The sequence below is a fragment of the Curtobacterium sp. PhB170 genome, from assembly GCF_003752345.1.
In the GTDB taxonomy this organism is placed as follows: Bacteria; Actinomycetota; Actinomycetes; order Actinomycetales; family Microbacteriaceae; genus Curtobacterium.
In genome coordinates this window covers 400,917-420,491 of the sequence record NZ_RJUM01000012.1, presented here as the reverse complement: position 1 = coordinate 420,491, position 19,575 = coordinate 400,917, and the positions used below count along the sequence as shown (strand labels likewise).

At 70.8% G+C, this 19,575-nt stretch carries 17 protein-coding genes; 5 read left to right on the top strand and 12 right to left on the bottom strand.

All coding sequences use genetic code 11. The features are described 5' to 3' along the window. Positions 1–143: 143 nt before the first annotated feature. From EDF40_RS15370 to EDF40_RS15355, 4 genes are all read right to left on the bottom strand, one after another. Complete coding sequence (locus EDF40_RS15370) at positions 144–620, bottom strand: DUF4395 domain-containing protein (RefSeq protein WP_123340305.1); 477 nt, start codon at positions 618–620, stop codon at positions 144–146. Then, on the bottom strand, positions 617–1,081 hold the full coding sequence (locus EDF40_RS15365) for a thioredoxin family protein (RefSeq protein WP_123340306.1): 465 nt from the start codon (positions 1,079–1,081) through the stop codon (positions 617–619). Before EDF40_RS15365 ends, EDF40_RS15370 begins: the two co-directional genes overlap by 4 nt. Before the next feature lie 144 nt (positions 1,082–1,225). Then, positions 1,226–1,597, bottom strand: a complete 372-nt coding sequence (locus tag EDF40_RS15360) for a hypothetical protein (RefSeq protein WP_123340307.1) — start codon at positions 1,595–1,597, stop codon at positions 1,226–1,228. Positions 1,598–1,615: 18 nt separating this feature from the next. After that, entirely contained in the window at positions 1,616–2,215 is a 600-nt protein-coding gene (locus EDF40_RS15355; RefSeq protein ID WP_123340308.1) for a TMEM175 family protein, read from the bottom strand. 33 nt (positions 2,216–2,248) lie between these two features. Between EDF40_RS15355 and EDF40_RS15350 the strand changes: the two genes are divergently transcribed. Further along, a complete protein-coding gene (locus EDF40_RS15350; protein WP_185003124.1) occupies positions 2,249–2,494 on the top strand; it encodes a DUF1653 domain-containing protein in 246 nt (81 codons plus the stop codon). Here the strand turns inward: EDF40_RS15350 and EDF40_RS15345 are convergent. Genes EDF40_RS15345 through EDF40_RS15335 form a run of 3 tightly spaced genes read right to left on the bottom strand, consistent with a single transcriptional unit; the run spans position 2,467 to position 7,060 of the window. Further along, positions 2,467–3,834: a hypothetical protein gene (locus EDF40_RS15345; protein WP_123340309.1), complete on the bottom strand. Its 1,368-nt coding sequence runs from the start codon at positions 3,832–3,834 to the stop codon at positions 2,467–2,469. The two genes, EDF40_RS15350 and EDF40_RS15345, sit on opposite strands and share 28 nt — an antisense overlap. Continuing rightward, entirely contained in the window at positions 3,828–4,541 is a 714-nt protein-coding gene (locus EDF40_RS15340; RefSeq protein WP_123340310.1) for an ABC transporter ATP-binding protein, read from the bottom strand. Before EDF40_RS15340 ends, EDF40_RS15345 begins: the two co-directional genes overlap by 7 nt. Further along, positions 4,538–7,060: a protein kinase domain-containing protein gene (locus EDF40_RS15335; protein WP_185003121.1), complete on the bottom strand. Its 2,523-nt coding sequence runs from the start codon at positions 7,058–7,060 to the stop codon at positions 4,538–4,540. The genes EDF40_RS15340 and EDF40_RS15335 overlap by 4 nt, the downstream gene beginning before the upstream one ends. 148 nt (positions 7,061–7,208) lie before the next feature. Here EDF40_RS15335 and EDF40_RS15330 point away from each other — a divergent pair, with 148 nt between their 5' ends. Together EDF40_RS15330 and EDF40_RS15325 are read left to right on the top strand one after the other, a co-directional pair. Beyond that, positions 7,209–10,703 (top strand): TM0106 family RecB-like putative nuclease, encoded by a 3,495-nt coding sequence (locus EDF40_RS15330; protein WP_123340312.1) that lies wholly within the window; start codon positions 7,209–7,211, stop codon positions 10,701–10,703. A 215-nt stretch (positions 10,704–10,918) separates the two neighbouring features. Further along, positions 10,919–11,782, top strand: coding sequence for a nuclease-related domain-containing protein (locus EDF40_RS15325; RefSeq protein WP_123340313.1), 864 nt, complete (start codon positions 10,919–10,921; stop codon positions 11,780–11,782). 107 nt (positions 11,783–11,889) lie between these two features. On the opposite strand, the gene EDF40_RS15320 is transcribed toward EDF40_RS15325, so the two are convergent. From EDF40_RS15320 to EDF40_RS15305, 4 genes are all read right to left on the bottom strand, one after another. Continuing rightward, positions 11,890–12,306 carry an SseB family protein gene (locus EDF40_RS15320; RefSeq protein WP_185003119.1) on the bottom strand — a complete coding sequence of 139 codons (417 nt, stop codon included), beginning with the start codon at positions 12,304–12,306 and terminating at the stop codon, positions 11,890–11,892. Positions 12,307–12,331: 25 nt separating this feature from the next. Further along, a complete protein-coding gene (locus tag EDF40_RS15315) occupies positions 12,332–13,135 on the bottom strand; it encodes an SDR family oxidoreductase (protein WP_123340315.1) in 804 nt (267 codons plus the stop codon). 103 nt (positions 13,136–13,238) lie between these two features. Then, positions 13,239–13,904, bottom strand: a complete 666-nt coding sequence (locus EDF40_RS15310) for a GPP34 family phosphoprotein (protein WP_123340316.1) — start codon at positions 13,902–13,904, stop codon at positions 13,239–13,241. A 76-nt stretch (positions 13,905–13,980) separates the two neighbouring features. Beyond that, positions 13,981–14,805: an HNH endonuclease family protein gene (locus EDF40_RS15305; RefSeq protein ID WP_123340528.1), complete on the bottom strand. Its 825-nt coding sequence runs from the start codon at positions 14,803–14,805 to the stop codon at positions 13,981–13,983. Positions 14,806–14,954: 149 nt separating this feature from the next. On the opposite strand from EDF40_RS15305, the gene EDF40_RS15300 reads away from it, so the two are divergent. Next, entirely contained in the window at positions 14,955–15,734 is a 780-nt protein-coding gene (locus EDF40_RS15300; RefSeq protein WP_221180483.1) for an aldo/keto reductase, read from the top strand. 52 nt (positions 15,735–15,786) lie between these two features. Here EDF40_RS15300 and EDF40_RS15295 read toward each other — a convergent pair whose 3' ends face one another. Beyond that, positions 15,787–19,233: a DEAD/DEAH box helicase gene (locus EDF40_RS15295; protein ID WP_148053864.1), complete on the bottom strand. Its 3,447-nt coding sequence runs from the start codon at positions 19,231–19,233 to the stop codon at positions 15,787–15,789. 127 nt (positions 19,234–19,360) lie between these two features. On the opposite strand from EDF40_RS15295, the gene EDF40_RS15290 reads away from it, so the two are divergent. Further along, positions 19,361–19,558, top strand: coding sequence for a hypothetical protein (locus tag EDF40_RS15290; RefSeq protein ID WP_123292404.1), 198 nt, complete (start codon positions 19,361–19,363; stop codon positions 19,556–19,558). Positions 19,559–19,575 lie beyond the last annotated feature (17 nt).

Genomic DNA, 19,575 nt, shown 5'->3' with positions numbered 1-19,575 from the left:
GCCGGCGTCGGAGGCTGCCGTGGGGGGAGCCTCCGCCGTCGGGCTGGTCGTTCTCGTGGGGCCGGCCCACCGCTCTGGAGGCGACCACATCGGCAGCGCTGGTGGCGGGCCGGAGGCCAGCCGGGCCTCCCGATCGACCGCCGTCAGGCGATGCCGCGTCGCGGACGGAAGACGCCCGCGCGGACCAGCCACACGTAGAGCAGGCAGCCGATGCAGACGTCGAACACGGCGTTGAGGAAGGCTGCGATCAGGGCGACCGCGGCGCCGATCGGGGCTGCGTACGGTACGCCGAGCAGGGCGAGGAGGAGCGCGACGGCGGTGACGAACAGGCCGACCTGCTGGGCGAAGGTCGGAGGTTCGGGAGCCTCGAGCTCGGCGGGTGGGGCGAGCCGCGGCCGGACGACGCGACGGAAGAGCGCGCCGTAGGGGTGGCGGCGGATGCCGGCGATGCCGCCGATGGCGAAGAGCACCACGATGACCGCGAGCAGGACGATGCCGACGACCCAGGTTGCGGGGATCAGCGTCAGGACGATCGTCAGGGCGAGCAGGACCGTGGTGATCGCGGCGCCGAAGCGCGGGGAGCGCGGGTCGATGCCTGCTGTGTCAGGGGCGGTGGTCATCGGGACTCCTGGGGGCCGGTGAGGACGGTGTTGAGGGCTGCGGTGAGCTCCGGTGGGCGGGGTGGGCCTCCGAAGCGGGTGCGGACGGCGTGGGAGCCGTCGACGAGCAGGACCGTGGGGGTCTGCAGGACGTTGAAGCGCGTGGCGAGGTGCGGGTGCTCGGCGAGGTTGATCTCGAGCCGTTCGACGCCGGGGTGCTGCGCTGCGAGGGCGTCGAGCTGGCGGGCCGTCGCCGGGCAGCGGGCGCAGGTCGGCGTCGAGAACTGGACGAGGGTGGCGCGGGTGCCGAAGGCGGTTGCCGGAGCGATGTCGGCGACGGTGCGGTCGGGGGTGGCGTGGGTGCTGCGCGCGCGGCCGGTCTGGGGAACCGCTCGGCCCGTCCTCGTGCGCAGGAGCAGGCCGATCACGGTGGCGAGTGCGAGGACTCCCACCAGGACGGCGACGGCCACGATGACGGTCATGCCGTGACGGTACGTCGTTCCGGTGCAATCTGCTGCGTTCGGTGCCAACGTGACGGCACGTGACGGCACGTGACGGCGGCAGGGCGCGCTGTCGCGTCGGCGTCGGCGGCGGCGTCAGCGTCGGCGTCGGCGGCATCGTCGTCGTCAGAGCGCGGCGCGCGCCTGGTCGATCCGCTCGATGAACGTTCGAACTCCCCAGATGACGAAGGTCAGGCGTTGCCCGTCCTGCAGCACGACCTGCATCTGCCGCGAGACGTTGCGTGAGGTGTCGTGGAGCTCCGCGATCGAGTCGAGCGGGATGCCGAACGTCGGCCGGACGGAGTTGAACGGGTGCGCGCGGAACCAGAGGACCGCGGGGGTCAGGGTGAGTCGGCCTCCCGCGGCTTCGTGGCGGCGCATTCCGAACCGGCCGGGTGCTGCGATCGAACGGACGAGGCCGGCCTCCGCTGCCGCTTCGTCGATGACGAAGTTCGCGTTCTTGCGTGCCAGTACGGTCTCCGCGTCCCCCAGGCCCATCCGCTGACCGTACCGCGATCAGACTCGGCGGAGCAGCCGGGCGACGGTGCCCTGCAGCACGAGGAGCAGGGCCCAGAGCAGGCCGATGCTCGGGAACACCACCGACAGGATCAGGGCGAGCGACAGCAGGCCGGCGGCGATGAGCCCCCGCGCCGAGTCGCCCAGCGGCGTGGAGAGCAACTCCGGGTTCCGCCGGAGCACCAGTTCGATGCCGGTGAGCGCCAGGCTCGTCACGACCATGCTGCCGAGGTACAGCGCGTGGGCAACACGGTCGTCGTTCTCGCCGCTGTTGAGCAGGTTCGCGGCGAAGGGCAGGAACACGATGCTGATGAGCCACACGAAGTTCAGCTGCATGACCCGGGCGTTGTAGGAGCGGACGTGCTCGAAGACCTGGTGGTGCAGGATCCAGAACCGCGAGATCAACCAGAACGTGATGAGGAACTCGAGCAGGGCGGGCCAGTGCTCCCGCAGGAGGTCGCCGGCGCTCTCGCCCGACGACATCTCGCTGGCGATGTCGACCAGCGGCAGGATCAGGAGCGTGATCGCGATGGCGACCGTGGCGTCGGAGAAGTTGACGAGTCGGTCGAGGCCGCGGTCCGTTCGAGCGTGCTCGGTCATGGCCCGAGTGTAGGAGCGCTTAGGGTCGCGGGTGTGAGCGACGACGTGACTCCTGGCCGGTACCGCCACTTCAAGGGCAACGACTACGAGGTGCTGCTCGTCGCCCGTGACGTCGAAACCGAGGAACCGGTCGTCGTCTACCAGGCGCTGTACGGCGAGCGGGGGCACTGGGTCCGCTCGCTCGCCGACTTCACGGCGCACGTCACCCGCGACGGGTACGACGGGCCGCGGTTCGTGCCCGTCGGCGACGGTCAGGTGCGTTCGACACCTCCGCGATGATGGCGACGGCGGTGGTGGAGAACGACGCCGACGAGCTCGCTGCACACGAACACCGCCGCAGTGCCGAGCGTCGCCGTGAGAGCGGAGACGAGTGGCACGGTCGGGTCTACGGCCGCGAGCCACGAGGCATCCACGCCGCTCGCGAACGCGACCAGGGCCACACCGAGGGCCGCACCGAGCCCGATCAGGGACCCGCTTGCGCCGATCGCGACGGCTGCCACGGAGAGTGTGGTGATCGTGCCGCCCTGGGTGGAACCGACGTGCCTGAGCGTGGCGAGGTCGCTGCCGGTCCCGCGGCTCTGTGCGAGCGCCGAACCCACCGATGCTGCGGCAGCGATGCAGAGCGCCGGACCGAGTGTGAGCCCGAGTTCGACCAGGCCCGCTCCGGCCCGTTCGCTCGCCAGGCTGCTCGCGACGGTTGCGGTCATGGTCCTCGTGACCGTCAAACCGACCTCGGCTGCGACGAGCGTCGTGAGCGAGCCGAACAACCCGATTCGGGCTCGGGCCAGGCAGAGTCCGATGAACGGCGAGAGCGGACCGGAACGCAGGAGGCGAGCGGCGATCCCGACCATGGTCTGGGATGCGTCCGAGGCGACGATGGCTGCCGCGCCGACGAGTCCGAAGCCAGCGGCGGACATCACGATGAGCGGACCGTCGGACGAGTCGAGCACGGTCAGGCGGCTGGCAGCTGTCTCGTCTCCGGCGCCGCTCGCCACGCTCATCAGGTGCGGCGCGAACGCAACCGCGAGCACCGAGGGCGCCACGAACAACGCTGCCACAGTGAACGCACCGACCGCCCTCCAGGCGCGACCGGACCGGACGACGGCGAACCGGCCAGCTCGGAGCCCACTCCACCAACCTGCTGCACAGACGACCGCGAGCAGACACGTGATCACACCGCTCGGGACGCCGCCTGAACGAGGAGCCGTCACGCCGAGGACCTCCGCCAGACCGACGACCCAGCTCGTCCGAAGCCGTTGTTCGACCACGACAGCGAACAGCACGGCGACGACCGCTGCGGAGGAGACGACCACGGCTCCGAACGTCCAGAACGTCATCCAGCTCGCACCCAGTGCTCGAAGGCAGCGCGTCTCCGGCAGCAGCGAGATCGCGAGCCCCCGCGCCGACATGAATGAAGCGACTGTCGAGCTGAGCGCCGTGAGCTGCATGACCGCTTCGAGTGCTCGTGCGGTGTCCGGGTGGGCGCCCGCGAGATCGAGCCCGCCGCCGACCACCACTCCGAGCCCGATCACGGCGGCGACCACCGTGATCACGAACCCGAGCGCCGGACGGAGATCAGCGCGAACCGTGCGAGCCAGAGCGAGGAGAGCGATCACCACGGCACCGCCATGAGGCGGCGGACCTGTTGCTTGCTCGGGCGGTCGAGCAGCGCTGCAGTCCGCCCGTCGACCAGCGCAACGATCCGGTCGGCGTCCGCTGCCAGCTGGAAGTCGTGGGTGACGGCGACCACTGTCCTGCCCGAGGTCGCCACGCCCCGGAGGACCGCACGGACGAGCCCGGCATTCGAGTCGTCCAGTGCAGTGGTCGGTTCGTCGCAGGCCAGCATCGCCGTACCGGCCGCGCACGCTCTTGCGAGGGCGACTCGCCTCCGCTGCCCGCCCGACAGGTGCTGTACCGGCGTTCGACGAACGTCACGGTCGAGGTCGAGCGCCGCGCACACGCGTTCCGCGAACGATCGGTCGATCCTGCGGGCGAGACGTTGACCGAGCAGGACGTTGTCGTCGACCGACAGGGCATCGACGAGGTCGTCACCTTGTCGTGCTACGGCGAACACCCGCGCTCGCAACCGTGCTCTGGCGGAGTCCGTGGCAGGGTGCATGCGCGTGTCGCCGAGCAGGACCGAGCCGGTCGCTGGCACCTCGATCCCCGTCACCAGGTCGAGCAGGGTCGACTTGCCGGCTCCGGACGGTCCGACGATGGCGGTCAGGCTGCCGGGCTCGGCGCGGAAGCGCACGTCGCTGATGATCCTGCGGCCGTCTGGACGGATCGAGCGTGCCGAGATCCCGAGGACGGAGAGCGCGATCATCCGTGTCCGCCGCGGAGGAACGACGGGACATCGTGTTGCAGGCCGCGACAACGTTCGAAGCCCTCGATCGCGGCCAGGGCGGTGAGGACACCCGCTCCGCCATGGCCCCAACCGTCGTCGACTGCTCGGAGATGCTGGTCTGGGTAGGCAACCCCGTCGGGAGTCTGGAGGCGGTGCAGCGCGAGACGCCGGCGGTGTTCGTCCAAGCGCGTGGCGACGGACTCGGCATCGAACGGTGCGATCCCGATCTCGCCGACGTCCACGAGGAAGTGGATGAGTCCCGCGCGTCCGTCGAGCAGACCCGAATGCGCGGTGAACTCCGGCGACGCTGCTTCGACCACGCTGTGGAGCACCGGCAGGAGGTCCTGGTCGGTCGTCGCGCGGAACACCTGCACGAGCGCGACCCCGACGCCGGCGGAGCCGGACCCGAGGAAGGGCACGAGTCGGCCGCTGTGGCGGAGCTGCCGGCCCCACCCCTGTCGGTGCTCGAGGCGGTGCAGGTCGATCTCCAGCATGCGTCGGGAGGCCTCGACGGCCGCAGCATCATCGTGCAGGCGTCCGTGCAGCGCCAGGAACAGCCCAATGCCGGACGGTCCGTTGCGGAGGCCGGCAGGCAGGCGCTGAGCACGGTTGCCGTCGTGGCTGAACTCCGTGAGGCGTTCCGCGATCACGTCCACGGTGTCCCGGTGGACGCTCCGGGTCGGAGCACTGAGGAGCGCGAGGCCGATCCCCGCGAGCCCGTCCTCGAGATCGACGCGCAGCGTGCCGAGGACTTCGTCCCGCAGTCGGGCGAAGGACGTCGGCGTTGTCCTGCCCAGGAGTACCTCAGAAGCCCGGCCGGAGAACAGGCCCGCGCCTGAGGGCGCTTCGCTCGAGAGCGGACCCGGGGGAGTTCTCGTGTCGGGCTCAGACCGTTGCAGCGCAAGTGCGAGGCCGTCCGCTCCGTGCTCGAGGCCGGGCCGGCGCTCCGACCCGGTGGCAGCCCTTCTCGATCTGATCGCGTCCCGGAGCTCGGCAACACTGGGTGGCGTCAATCGCGCAGTGTTCCCGTCCGGCAGGGCAACGCATCGGCCGATGACGCTCCGCAGCGCGTCCACCGGCGCGGTCGGGAACCAGACCCGGGCCGCGGCGAGTACTTCATCGATCTTCCCGGGGTCCAGTGGGAAGAGCGTCGTGAGGGGAACGAGTGCGGCGAGGTGCAGGCATGCGATCGCGAACAGATCTCGGTCTGGCCCACGGACCGCGTTCGGCGCGCTGAAGCCCGGTGTCGTTGGCCCGACCGTCCCAGAAAGTTCCCCGACCGTGGACGATTCGAAATCGATCAGCCGCGCTGCTGTCGGAGACTCCACGAGCACGTTCCGCGGTGAGATGTCACCGTGGACGGCTCCGAGCGCGTGCAGTCGCTCGACTTGACGCTCGATCGCGCGCACGGCCTGGCGGACGCTCGTTGCGTGTTCGTCGAGCGCCGTACGGTCAGCCTCGGCGGCGGTGAGCGGGTTCTGCGACATGACCGCACGGTTGAACGGAGTGCCCGGCACGGGTTCGCTCATCATGAACGCCGAGCCTCCGGAGCGGAACGTTCCGTGGACCCGCGGTGCCACCCCTGAACCTTCCAGGTGTCGAAGGGTCTCGTACTCGTCTTCCACACGACCGGCAGCGTCGCGGCCAGCCTGTTCTCCGACGTACTCGCGCCCCTCCTTGACTACCACTTCGCCGTGCTCGTCGTGGGTCGCGCGGTACACGCCGCCAGCGTTCGAGAACGAGTACGCGCCAGAGACGCGCATCCGTGAGAGCGCTTCGTTGGCTCCAGCGGATCGATGCCGCTCCGCCGCGACCCAGTTCGGCAGTTCGACCCAGTCGGGTGGGTCGAACACGACCCCTCGGCGGTCCGGCACGAGGGCACCGCTCGGATCTCGGATGGCAGGCTTGCCGTCCCAGTCGGACAGGGACCGGAACGCTCCGTAGCGAACGTGCACCACGGACTTCCGCCACTGGAGGTCGCCGAGGATCCGTGGCCCGCGACAGTCGCCGAAGATCGCAGCCAGATGGTCGAGCAGCGCTTCGTCGACCGCGGACGCCGGAGGGTAGATCGTCACGAACTTCCCGCTGCTCGTGCGAGGCGCATCCTTGGCGTTGGCCCGTTCGAGGACCGTCCTGCTCGTCAGGTACTTGAACGACCACTCCGCGGTCCTGCAGAAAACGGCAGCCAGCGATCGAACCCGCTCGGCATCCTGCAGCCGAGCCGACAAGTGGACCTTCCAGCCCTGGTCGGGCGGTGCCCCCTCGGGCTGCTGATGGTGCGTCCAGTCGAGGTCACTCGCCGTCCGCCACCCTGTCCAATCGCCGCCAAGCCGTGCCCACCCGGTTCCCATGTCGAGATCGTGGCAGTGGAGTGTTGACATGTCAAACATGACGTGTGTACGTTCGCACTCGCCAAGCCAACGACGAAAGGACGAATGAATATGAACGCTCATGACCTGCAGGCGATCGAAGCCGACGCACCCGAGGAAGGCGGCCACATCCTGCTCTCCTCCATCAGCTTGTTCATCTGCTGGTAAGCCGAGTGCGCATCGGAACGGGTCGGTTCCCTGAAGGGCCGACCCGTTCCCGTTCCGGTGTCGGCGGGCGGCCCTAGGCTCGCAGGGCACCAGAGAGACGGGGGAACGCATGCAGATCGGCGTCGACGGGCACGTGCTGCTCAGCCCGAGTGACCTCAGCACGTGGTCGGCCTGCGAGTGGGCGTTCCTGCGCCGACTCGACGTCAAGCTCGGTCGCGGGAAACCCCTGCCGGAGTCGCACGACGACATGCTCGAGCGCACCGCCCGCTTGGGGGACCAGCACGAGCTCGACTACCTCGACATCCTCAAGGACACGCGGAACGTCGTCGAGTTCGACCGCCCCGCCCCGCCGGACTACGCACGCGCCGCAGCCGAAGCGCGACAGGCCTTCGCCGACGGCGCCGACGTCCTGTACCAGCCGACGTTCCACGCGGCACCCACGGCGGACGGCCCGGGCTTCATCGGCTTCGCGGACTTCATCATCCGCAACGACCGCGGCGAGTACGAGGTCTACGACACCAAGCTCGCCCGGCACGCCAAGATCAGCGCCCTGCTGCAGCTCGCCGCCTACGCCGAGCAGATGCAAGCACACGGCATCCCCACCGGAGCCCAGGTGCACCTGGTGCTCGGCGACCGGACGACGACCACGCACGACCTCGCCGACATCGCGCCGGTGTACCGCACGCAGCGCGCCGAACTGCAGCGCGTGATCGCCGAGCGGATCACTGCCGACGCCGAACTGCAGTGGGGCGACCCGCGCTACTCCAGCTGCGGGCGCTGCGACGTCTGCTCGACCCAGGTGGCCGAGCACCGCGACCTCGTCCTCGTGGCGGGCATGCGCCTGGACCAACGGGCGAAGCTGATCAAGCACGAGGTGCGGACGATCGACGACCTGGCGGTCCGCACCCGGGCAGTGCCGGGCTTGTCCCGCGCGACGCAGGATCGGCTGGTGCGCCAGGCGAGCCTCCAGATCGAGACGGAGACCGCCCGACGGAGCGGCGCCGACGGGCCGGACCAGCCCGCGAAGCCGCGCTTCGAGGTCCTCGATGCCCGCGCGCTCGATGCGATCCCGGCCCCCGACGCCGGCGACGTCTTCTTCGACTTCGAAGGCGACCCGCTGCACACCGAGGACGGCGTGCACTGGGGACTCGACTACCTGTTCGGCCTGGTCGACGACCGCGCGGAGTTCACCGCGTTCTGGGCGCACACGATCCGCGACGAGCGAGTTGCGCTGGAGCAGTTCCTCGCGTTCATCGAGGCTCGCCGGCAGCAGTACCCGGGCATGCACATCTACCACTACGCGGCCTACGAGCGGACCCACCTGCTCTCCCTCGCCGCCCGGCACGGCGTCGGCGAAGAGGCCGTCGACGACCTGCTGCGCGCGGGTGTCCTGGTCGACCTGTACCCGATCGTCCGCAAGGCCCTGGTCGTCGGCAGCCACAGCTACTCGATCAAGAAGCTCGAGCCGCTGTACATGGGCGACGACCTGCGGCTCAGCGATGTGACGAACGCGGCCGACAGCATCACCGCCTACGTCGACGCGATCGAGGAACTCCGCAACGGGGACACCGCCGCCGGCCAGCACATGCTCGACGAGGTCGCCGACTACAACGCCTACGACTGCCGCTCGACCCTGCGCCTGCGCGACTGGCTCCGCTCCCTACGCACCGACGACCCGGACGCAGCCGATCCGGCACTCGAGCTCGACGTCCCGCCGATCCCCGTCGAGCGCGAGCCCAACCCGGTGTACGTCGCGCTCGCGTCGCACCTGGAGGACGTCGACGCCCTCGACCGCACGTCCGACGAGACCGCATTGGCGCTCGCCGCAGCCGCGATCGACTACCACCGGCGCGAGGCGAAGACCTTCTGGCAGGACCACTTCGACCGCCTGCGCAACCCGGTCGACGACTGCGCCGACACCCGCGACGTGCTCGTCGTGGAGCGTGCGTCCGTCGAGCGGGACTGGGACACGCTGCCGCGTGCCCGCTCGCAGTCGCGGGAACTCCGGTTGTCGGGGACGCTCGCGCCCGGTTCACGGCTCCGGACTGGAGGCACGCCCCACCTGGTCTACGACGACCCGCTTCCACCGTCGGTCATGTCTCCGGGCCCCGGGTCGAAGGGCGCGTCCTCTCGCGCCGTGATCGTGGACGTGTGGGACAACGGCGACGCCGTCGAGGTGCTCGTGAAGGAGGGGCTTCCCGTCGGAGCGGAACCGCACCACGAATTCCCCGTCGCGCTCGCGCCGTCCGCACCGCCTCGCGCGAAGCCGCAGCCCGAGGCGATCGCCGAGTGGGGGCAGCAGGTCCTCGACGAGCTGCCCTCGATGGTGTCGGACCCGGCCTTCGACCTGCTGCGCCGGGTGCCGCCACGCGGAGCGATCGTGCCCGTGCAGGGCGACGACACGGTGTCCGCCGTGGTGGCGACGCTGCTCGGCCTCGACCACTCGTACCTGGCGATCCAGGGGCCTCCCGGCACGGGCAAGACCTACGTCGGATCGAATGTCGTCGCACGGCTCGTCCGCGAGGACGGCTGGCGCGTCGGCGTCGTCGGGCAGTCCCATGCGACCTCGGAGAACTTCCTGTCGTCGGTCGTGAACGCCGGCGTGCCCGCGGACCGGGTCGTGAAGGTGCCGAAGTCCGGTGCGACCGAGGACGAACTCGAGGCCGCCGCGTGGACGCCCGTGAAGAACGGTGCTGCCGTCGCCGCGTTCCTGTCGTCGTGCGAGGCATCGGGCACCGGCGGCGTGGTCGGTGGCACCGCGTGGACGTTCGCGAACGCGTCGACGATCGAGCGCCGCTCCCTCGACCTGCTCGTCGTCGACGAAGCCGGGCAGTTCTCCCTCGCGCCGACCATCGCGTCCTCGATCGCCGCGACCCGACTCCTGCTCCTGGGCGACCCGCAGCAGCTCCCGCAGGTGTCCCAGGGCTCCCACCCGGAGCCCGTCGACGAGTCCGCGCTGGGCTGGCTGGCGGACGGCGAGCACGTCCTGCCGCCGGAGTTCGGCTACTTCCTGGCCCGCACTCGTCGGATGGAGCCGGCGCTCACGGAGTCCGTCTCGGCGTTGTCCTACGACGGGCAGCTCGCGTCGATGGTGTCCGGGCGGCACCTCGACGGGATCGACGCGGGCGTGCACCCCGTGCCGGTCGTGCACGCGGGCAACACGACCTCGTCACCGGAGGAAGCCGCCCGCGTGGTGGCGCTCGTCGGCGATGTCGTCGGTCGCACGTGGACCGACGGTTCGGACGCTCGCGCCCTGACCGACGAGGACGTCATCGTCGTCGCCCCGTACAACGCGCAGGGTGCCCTGATCCGTCAGGAGCTCGACTGTGCAGGCTTCACCGGCACCCAGGTCGGCACGGTCGACCTGTTCCAGGGCCGCGAAGCCGTCGTGTCGATCGTGTCCCTGGCAGCGTCGAGTGCAGCGGACATCCCGCGCGGGCTGGACTTCCTGCTCATGCCGAACCGGCTGAACGTCGCGATCTCGCGGGCGAAGTGGGCGGCGTACCTGGTGCACTCGCCGGCGCTCACCACGGGCTTGCCGCCGTCGATCGCCGGCCTGTCGCTGCTGTCCCGTTTCATCGGGCTCGTCCAGCCCGCTCGCTGACGACCGCGCCGGCCGCGCCGGCCGCGCCGGCCGCTCCGCCGCCGCTCGGTGGCGGAGCCCGGCGTGCTGCCAGGCGAGTGACGGTCCTGGTTCAGGAAGTCCGGCGATCGTGAACCAGAACCGTCAGCGTGCCAGAGCGCCGAGCCGCACCGCCGCGGCTGTGACGCCAGAACGAGGGCTGGTCCCGACACCTGTCGTCCTGGGACGGTGGACACATGGGGGAGAACACCGCTGTCGCCGACCACCGCCCGACTCCGAGGGGCGGGGCTGCGCTGACGCTCCGTGCACGGAAGCCCGGGTACGCCGTCATGCAGGAGTGCCTGGCCATCCAGGCTGAGGGGCCGGCGCGAACCGGCTGGCAGCGCTTCTGGGGGCACGACCCGCTTCGTGACGAAGCCCGCTCGTGGTTCAAGGGCGCTGTCGGAGAACGGCAGGTCGCTGCCCAGCTCGATGCGCTCGGCCCCGAGTTCACGGTGCTGCACGCGGTACCGGTCGGGAAGAGCACGACGGACATCGACCACGTCGTCGTCGGACCCACCGGCGTGTTCTCGATCAACACCAAGAACCACTCGGGGCAGAAGGTGTGGGTCGGCGGCCGGATGCTGACCGTGAACGGGCAGCGGACACCGCACGTGCACCGCGCCCTCGCCGAGGGGGAACGAGCGACTCGCCTGTTGTCCGCCGCAGCCGGCGGACCGATCCCGGTCCAGCCAATCCTGGTCATCGCAGCGGGAACGCTGAAGTTCGGGAAGACCGCACCGGCCGTCGTGACGGTCGAGCCCCGTCAGATCGGCGCCTGGATCAGGGGTCTGCCGCGAGTCCATTCCGACGAAGCCGCCCGGTTCCTGTCGATGCTGGCCGAGGAACGCGGGACCTGGCACGTCGAGGCTGTCGTGGTGAACGACACCCTTCGCCACGTCCAGCGATTCGAACGGCTCGAGCGGGAGATCGGCCAGGCGGCGCGGCGGAAGCGGATGATGCGTCGCGCCGTCGCGGTCGCCGTACTTGCAGTCCCCGCAGGAGCGCTGCTGGGCTACTGGTGGGCGAGCGCCGGTGCCGCTCTGACCGCGAGCAGCTGAGCAGCGGCCGACCTGCCCGGCGCTTGATTGGTGTGCCTGTTCTAGCGTTCGTCGAGTGGCGACGGCGTGCCGCCGGCACCTGCCCCCGCACTCGCTCGGAAAGGGCCTCAGTCGTCGGCCGTCGGGACCCCACCCTGCATCTGCACCCGCATCTGGGCGAGGACGTCGGCGTGCAGGAAGTTCGCTTCGGCAGCGCTCGTCGGGTCGACCACGATGCCGAACTCCTCGGGCAGCGCGGTCACGAGCTCGGACATCGGAACCGGACGCCCGTCGGCCTCGGGCAGGCCAGCGGAGAGTTCGGCGGGGTCGGTGAAGACGGGCACGAACGGCTTGTCACGGATCATGACGTGCGCGACGCTGCCGGCCTCCGGAGTACCCGCCGGCTTCCACGGCACCCACGCCGCGCTGCGCAAGAAGCCCGCCGGCGAGGCTGCCATCCGGCGGCGGAGTTCGGCGGCCGCGGTGGGCGGGGCCTTGTCGAGGCCTCGGCCGAAGGCAGATCCGTTCGTCTCGTCGTTGCTCACGCCAGCCATGCTGTCACGGTGCGGCTCAGTACGCGGCCGACTGCCCGCCGTCGATCGGGACGACCGTCGCGTTGACGTAGGACGCGTCATCGGACAGCAGGAACGCGACGACGGCGGCGATCTCGGGGGCTTCGCCGTAGCGCTTCGTCGGGTTGACCTGGATGAACTCCTCGGCGGCCTTGCGGGGGTTCTCCGCATCGAGCTGCTTCATCGAGTTCTCGACCATCGGCGTCCAGATGGCTCCGGGGGCGATGGCGTTGATGCGGATGCCGTAGCGGCCGTACTCGACGGCGGAGTTGCGGGTCAGGCCGACGACGCCGTGCTTGGCGGCGGCGTACCCGGACTGGTTGCCGATGCCGCGGATGCCGCCGACGCTCGCGGTGTTCACGACCATGCCGGAGCCCTGCTCGCGCATGACCTTGAGCACCTTCTCGAGTCCGAGGAACACGCCGCGCAGGTTGATCGACAGGACCTTGTCGAACTCGGCGGCGGTGAACGACTCGGTGGGGTTCTGCTTGCCCTCGATGCCGGCGTTGTTGAAGAAGCCGTCGATACGGCCGAAGCGCTCGGTGGTGGCTGCGACGTAGGCGTCGACCTGGGCCTCGTCGGAGACGTCGGCGACGGTGGTCAGGACCTGGGCGTCGGGGGTGGCCTCGAGCACGGCGGCCTTCGAGGCCTCGAGTCCCTGCTCGGAGACGTCGACGAGGGAGAGCGCAGCGCCCTCGGCGGCCAGGCGGACGGCGGTCGCACGGCCGAGGCCGGAGCCACCACCGGTGATGAGGACGACACGGTCGGTGAAGCGGGACGTGACGGAGTTGGTTTCGGGCATGGGGAGGCCTCCTGAGGTCTTCGACGATGAATTCCCTTTAGGCTACACCTGTCGTTTTGCGGGGTGGTCGGGGGGTGCCGAGGACTGCCCGGCGGTGCCGACCTCAGCTCGTGATGACCGTGGTCGTCGTCGCGGTGGTCGCCGCCATGATGACGATCATCGCCGCGGCCTGGATCTCCTCGAGCACGGCCTTCACCGCGGGGCTCGCCCAGGTGCCCGAGGTGATCTCCTTCACCAGGCCCTTGTCGACCGCGCCGAACTGCTTGCGGAGCGTGTTCGTCGCGTCGAGCAGCCCGATGACCGCAGCGGAGAACGGTGTCGGGCTCGCCCGCCGAGCCAGGACGTCCGCGATGCCCGATCGCAGCAGTGCCTCCGGAGCTCCGTCGCGCTCCGGGTGCTTCGTGGTGGGGAAGAGCCCGAGCACCTTGCCCTGCTCGACGCTGATGATCCCTCGCTCGACGAGTCCGGCGAAGACGTCGTCGCGGAGTCGCGGCTTCCCGAGCCGGCTCACCCACCACTTCGCCTTGCGCGGCGCGCCGGACGCCGCGATCGAGCCGACGACGCCGTCGAGCACCGGGTCGCCCGTGGCGGCGCCGTCGACGACGGTGACCAGGCCGTTCTGCAGCGAGACGGCACCGCGGAGTGCCAAGTCGGCGAGGACCGCTCCCGCGAGACCGGTGTCCAGCGTCTGCCCGTCGAGGGACTTCCGGCCGTCGGGCTCGACCTGGAGGAGCGCGAACGCCTGCGGGACCGTGAGTTGCTCAGCCATGTCCGCAGCCTGCCACGCGGGGCGGAGGTGCGCCGGGCCTCCAGGTCGACACTCAGCGGCGGCAGAGCGCCCGACGTCAGCAGGCGCCGAGCACCCGCTCCATCGCGTCGCGCTCAGCGGGCGCGACCCACAGTCGGTACTCGGCCTTCACGGACACCTGGTGCTCGATGTAGGTGCAGCGGAATGCCTTGTTCGCGGGCAGCCAGGTCGCGGCGTCACCCGAGCGCTTCTGCGAGTTCGACCGGCCGTCGACGGCGAACAGGTTCGACGGGTCGTTCGCCAGGGCCTCCCGCTCCGACTGGCTGAGCTGCTGGGCACCGGTGCGCCAGGCGTTCTCGAGCGCGACGACGTGGTCGATCTGCACGAGGGTCGAGGTCGTGTTGCCGCGCACGAAGTCGATCGTCGCCCCGGTGTACGGCGACACGAGCGTGCCGGTCACCACCTTGCACGGCCCCTGGCGCACGATGCCGCTGAGGTCGCGCGCGAGCACGTCGTTCCGGGTGTCGCAGCCGTTGTGGTCGACGTCGATCCACGCGCTGCCGAACTCGCCCGTGCGGTCGTAGCCGGTGCCGGGGGCCTTGCCCTTGACGGGCAGCGTGGCGAGGAGCGCGCGGGCGTCCGCAGCGTCGGTGTCGGTCGACGTACTGACGGTCGGATCCGTCGCATCCGTCGGATCCGTCGGATCCGTCGGATCCGTCGGACTGGAGGCCCGGCTCGGCTCCGGTGCGTCGCTCTCGGTGCCGACCGTGGCCGTGGCGACCGCTGTGGGCCCGGCGGCCGCGTCGGCGTCCGGTCCGAGGACGCCGGTGGCGTCGAGCGCGTAGCCACCGACCGCGAGGGCCAGGACGACGAGGACGGAGGTGAGGCTGATGCGGGTACGGCGGCGTCGGCGGGACGTCATGGGTGCGTGGAACTCCTGGTGGTGCGGCGGTGCGGCGCCGGGGTAGCCCGGACGATGGTGCCGGAGACCGATGATGCCGCAGACCTCGGACACGGCTGCGGACCGCCACGCTCCGAACGGCCGAACGACCACGGCGTAGACAGGTCCGCATGACCGATTACGCGAATCCGTCCGTGTCCGTCACCGGTGGGTCGATGCCGCTCCTGGGCTTCGGCACCTGGCAGATCCCCGACGGCGAGGCCCCCGCCGCCGTCGGCGAAGCACTGGCGGCCGGGTACCGCCACATCGACACCGCCACCGGCTACAGCAACCAGCGCGGCGTCGGCAAGGCCCTCGCCGAGTCCGGCCTCGCCCGCGACGACGTGTTCGTGACGACGAAGCTGCCGCCGGACAACGCTGACCGGGTGCGCGAGACGATCGAGGAGAGCCTCGACCAGCTCGGCCTTGACCACCTGGACCTCTGGCTCGTGCACTGGCCGCCGAACGGCGAAGCCCGCCCGGACGTGTGGGAGCAGGTCGTCCAGGCACAGGCCGACGGACTGACCCGAGCCGTCGGTGTGAGCAACTACTCGCTCGACCAGATCGACGAGCTCGTCACCGCGACCGGCACCGCCCCAGCCGTGAACCAGATCAAGTGGAGCCCGGTCGAGTACGACCAGACGATCGCTGACGGGCTGGCCGAGCGCGGGGTCGTGCTCGAGGGCTACAGCCCCTTCAAGGCGAGCAACCTGCAGGACCCGACGCTGCTCGACATCGCGGGCGAGCACGACGCCGACAGCGCCCAGGTCATCGTCGCGTGGCACGTCGCGCACGGCTTCGTCGTCATCCCGAAGTCGTCGAACCCGGAGCGCATCCGATCGAACGCCGCCGGTGCCCGCATCGAGCTGTCGGCGGACGAGGTCGCGGCGATCGACGCGCTCGCGCGCTGACGCGCTCGCCCGCTGACAGGCGCGCTCGCGCTCGCCTGACCGCTCCCGCGCGTCAGGCGAGCAGCGAGCGGATGTCGTCGGCGGTCAGGTCGTCGGCGAACAGGGCGTCGTCGTCGATCATCGTGGCGAACAGCTCGGCCTTGCGCGCGGCGAGGGCCAGGACCTTCTCCTCGATGGTGTCCTCGGCGATGAAGCGCTGCACGCTCACCGACCGGGTCTGCCCGATGCGGTGGGTCCGGTCGACGGCCTGCGACTCAGCAGCGGGGTTCCACCAGGGGTCGAGCACGAACACGGTGTCGGCCTCGGTCAGGGTGAGCCCGAAGCCGCCGGCCTTCAGCGAGATGAGGAACGCGGGCGCGGTGCCCTGCCGGAAGCGCTCGATGACCTCGGGGCGCTTGCGGGTGGAGCCGTCGAGGTACTCGTAGCCGACGCCCCGTTCGTCGAGGGCATCGGACACCATCCGCAGGAACGACGTGAACTGGCTGAACACCAGGGCGCGTCGGCCTTCTGCCGCGAGCTGTTCGAGTTCGTCGAGCAGCAGGTCGAGCTTGGCGGACGGGATCGGCGTCGAGGAAGACAGGGGCGAGTCCGACCCGTTCGAGACCAGCGCCGGCGACAGCGCGAGCATCCGCAGCAGCGTCAGCGACCGGAACACGATCATCCGGTTCTTCGACAGGTCGTCGATCAGGTCGAGGACCTTCAGGCGCTCGCGGTTGAGCGTGCGCTCGTACAGCTCGCGGTGCGCTGGATCGAGCGTGACCCGGACGACCTGTTCCTGCTTCGGCGGCAGGTCGGCGGCGACGGCCTGCTTCGTCCGGCGGAGCATGAGCGGCCGGATCCGCCGCCGGAGCCTCGCCGTGAGCTGCTGGCGGGCATCGCCCCGCAGGTCGGGGGAGGCGAGCGGCTTCACGTAGTCGTCGCCGAACCGGGTCCAGGTGGACAGCAGCCCGGGCGCGACGATGTGGAACAGCGCCCACAGGTCGGTCAGCCCGTTCTCGAGCGGGGTGCCGGTGATCGCGAACTTCACGGGTGCCTGCAGCTCGGACGCCACCCGGTGGGTCTGCGACTGCGGGTTCTTCACGAACTGCGCCTCGTCGAGCACGAGCGCCGACCACGGCAGGTCGGTCCACGCCTGCGAGTCGAGCCGCAGCAGCGCGTACGAGGTGACGACGACGTCGGCCTGCGAGGCCGTGCGGGCGACGAGCCCGGGGTCCTTCAGTGACGTCGAGGTGACGGCCGCGACCCGCAGTGACGGCGTGAACTTCGCCGCCTCGGCCACCCAGTTGCCGACGACCGAGGTCGGCGCGACGACCAGGAACGGTGGCCCGTCGGGCTCGGCGGCACGGCGCGCGGCGACCATCGCGAGCACCTGCAGGGTCTTGCCGAGGCCCATGTCGTCGGCGAGCACCCCGCCGATGCCGTGCGCCGCCAGGAACGACAGCCAGGCGTACCCGGCGTGCTGGTACGGCCGCAGTTCGGCGTGCACGGTGTCCGGCACCGGGACGTCACCCGGGGGAGTCGCCCCCATCAGCCCCGCGGTGATCGCCTGCCAGCGCTCGTCGTGCGAGGTCTCGTCGGCGAGCAGGTCGAACTCGGTCCACAGCCCGGCCTGCAGCGGCGTCACCTGGATCGGCTGGTCGGGCTCCCACTCGTCGAGGTCGCGGGCCTCGTCGATGAGTTCCTTGAGGCGGTCGAACGCGGGATCCGCGAGCGACAAGTAGGAGTTGTCGACGAGCTTGAGCCGCCGCTGCCGACCGGCCAGCGCCGTGAGCAGCGGGGTGAACGGGATCTGCTTGCCGTTGACGCTCACGATGATGCCGAGGTCGAACCAGTCGTGCTTGTCCGACGGCATCGTCGTCACGCGGATGTGCGGCCGCCCGCTCAACCGCTCGTAGTCGAGGCGCTCACCCTGCACCACCGTGCGGACGCCGAGCGCCGGCAACTCGGGCAGGAACTCGTTCGCGAACACCGCAACGTCGGCCCCGTCGACGGTGCCGTCCTGGAACCAGTCCAGTCCGCCACCGGGTCCGGCAGGGCGGACGGGAGGCTCGCCAGACGTCGCGTCGTCGGCTCGCGCTGTCGACGTGGCGCGTTCCAGGGCCGCGGGCGCGTCGGCGTCGGGAGTTGCCGCATCGGTGCCGGCCGGAACGTCGGTGCTGGCTGGATCGTCCGCGGCGCGGAGCCCGGACAGGTCGGGGAGCGGGCCGTGCAGCGACACCGGGTCCTTGCGGCCGTCGACGTGCCAGCGCCAGTGCAGGTGCACCCGGTCGTCGGTGCGGGGCGCCCGGGCTGGCTCGAACGTCGCCGTCAGCACGAGTTCGGGCGGGGTGCGCTCCGGCAGCTCCACCGACCCGTCGGAGCTGACGAGCCCGAGGGCACCGCGCAGCCGGGGCGACCAGTCGGCCAGGAACTCGTCGACCTCGGCCGTCGGCACCGTGATGCGGGTGCCCTCGAGGAGCATGCGCCGTTGGTCCTCGGGCACGGGCGCCGGGGTCGGTGCAAGCCCGACGGTGAACTCCGGGCTCTCACGGAACACGTACACGCCGTGGTCGCCGACCATCCGCGCGGCACCGGGGACCACCGGGCGGCCGTCGAGCACCGCGCTCGCGCCGATCACCACGGCGTCGTCGTGCCGGGCGACACCGGGCCGAGAGACATCGAGCAGCACCTGGGCCTGCTCGCCGAGGACCACCCCGCCCTCGCGCTTGCCGGTCACGAAGGCGATGTCGAGCCCCGACGCCTGCCGGAGCAACGGCCACAAAAGCGGGCTGCGGAAGTCGTCGAGGTGGAGCCAGTCGCTCTCGCCGGGCAACCCCGCGAGCTGGCCGGCACGGTGCAGGGCCGCGAGCTGCATGAACCACCCGTGCTGCTCGGCGCCGAGGCCCAGACGGTTCTGCGAGTAGGGGAGCGTGCCCCAGGTGAGCTGGCCGCGCACCCAGTTGCCGGCGTCGCTGCGGGTCACCGGTCGGACCCCGAGCCGGACGGTGCGGGACGGCGCCGGCAGGGCGCGGCCGGCGGCGCGGGCACGGGCCGCGAGGGCGGCGGGGACCGCGTCACGCAACTCGAACTGCAGACCCATCCGGGTGCCCTGCGGGGCGACCGCCTGCTCGTCGTCACCGGCGAGGCGGGCGAGGTCGTGCCTCCAGTCCGAGGGCGGCGGAGCCGGCGCTTCCGGACGCGGGCCGGCGTTGGCGGCCAGGGCACGCGCGTTGATGGTGAGCAGCGCGGCGGCGACGTGCTTGCAGTCGCCGCCGAGGGGGCAGCTGCACGTGCTGCGGACCGGGCGGATGAAGTCGCCGCGGGCCACGGTCATGTCGATGCGGCACTCGTACGGGTCGTCGGCGGTGCCCGAGACGGTCGCCGTGACGGTGCCGTCGTCGGCGTTCCAGACGGCATCGTCGACCAGACCGGCACGCACGACGTCGCGTGCGCGACCGAAGGTCTGCGGCCCGACGAAACGGATGACGTCGACGGCGTCGATCATCGGGGCTGCTGGCACGGGTCAATCGTGCCAGCTGCCACCGACGCGCGGAGCCGCCGACCCGAACGGCACACATCGAGCAGGGCTACCGTCTGCGTGGACGGGCGACGACTGCTCGCCGCTCTCCACTCGATTGGACACGCTCATGCCGGACCGCTTGCGGTGGGTGCACGACTCCGCAGACCACTGGAACGTGTGGCTCGGCTCCGAGGTCGTCTGCGACGTCACCCGGACCGACCAGTTCACGGTGGACTCGCCGGACCACTCGATCAACGGGGCGCACTCGTCGCTCGAGAGCGCTGCGGCGCAGGTGCAGGGCTGGGTGCGCTGGAGCGGACGCTAGCGACGGTTCTTCCTGGA

Coding starts and splice junctions, on each gene's coding strand:
- EDF40_RS15290 (WP_123292404.1), top strand. CDS start 19,361: ATGCCGGACCGCTTGCGGTGGGTGCACGACTCCGCAGACCACTGGAAC.
- EDF40_RS15315 (WP_123340315.1), bottom strand. CDS start 13,135: ATGCCCGAAACCAACTCCGTCACGTCCCGCTTCACCGACCGTGTCGTC.
- EDF40_RS15370 (WP_123340305.1), bottom strand. CDS start 620: ATGACCACCGCCCCTGACACAGCAGGCATCGACCCGCGCTCCCCGCGC.
- EDF40_RS15300 (WP_221180483.1), top strand. CDS start 14,955: ATGACCGATTACGCGAATCCGTCCGTGTCCGTCACCGGTGGGTCGATG.
- EDF40_RS15330 (WP_123340312.1), top strand. CDS start 7,209: ATGCAGATCGGCGTCGACGGGCACGTGCTGCTCAGCCCGAGTGACCTC.
- EDF40_RS15325 (WP_123340313.1), top strand. CDS start 10,919: ATGGGGGAGAACACCGCTGTCGCCGACCACCGCCCGACTCCGAGGGGC.
- EDF40_RS15310 (WP_123340316.1), bottom strand. CDS start 13,904: ATGGCTGAGCAACTCACGGTCCCGCAGGCGTTCGCGCTCCTCCAGGTC.
- EDF40_RS15360 (WP_123340307.1), bottom strand. CDS start 1,597: ATGGGCCTGGGGGACGCGGAGACCGTACTGGCACGCAAGAACGCGAAC.
- EDF40_RS15305 (WP_123340528.1), bottom strand. CDS start 14,805: ATGACGTCCCGCCGACGCCGCCGTACCCGCATCAGCCTCACCTCCGTC.
- EDF40_RS15340 (WP_123340310.1), bottom strand. CDS start 4,541: ATGATCGCGCTCTCCGTCCTCGGGATCTCGGCACGCTCGATCCGTCCA.
- EDF40_RS15355 (WP_123340308.1), bottom strand. CDS start 2,215: ATGACCGAGCACGCTCGAACGGACCGCGGCCTCGACCGACTCGTCAAC.
- EDF40_RS15365 (WP_123340306.1), bottom strand. CDS start 1,081: ATGACCGTCATCGTGGCCGTCGCCGTCCTGGTGGGAGTCCTCGCACTC.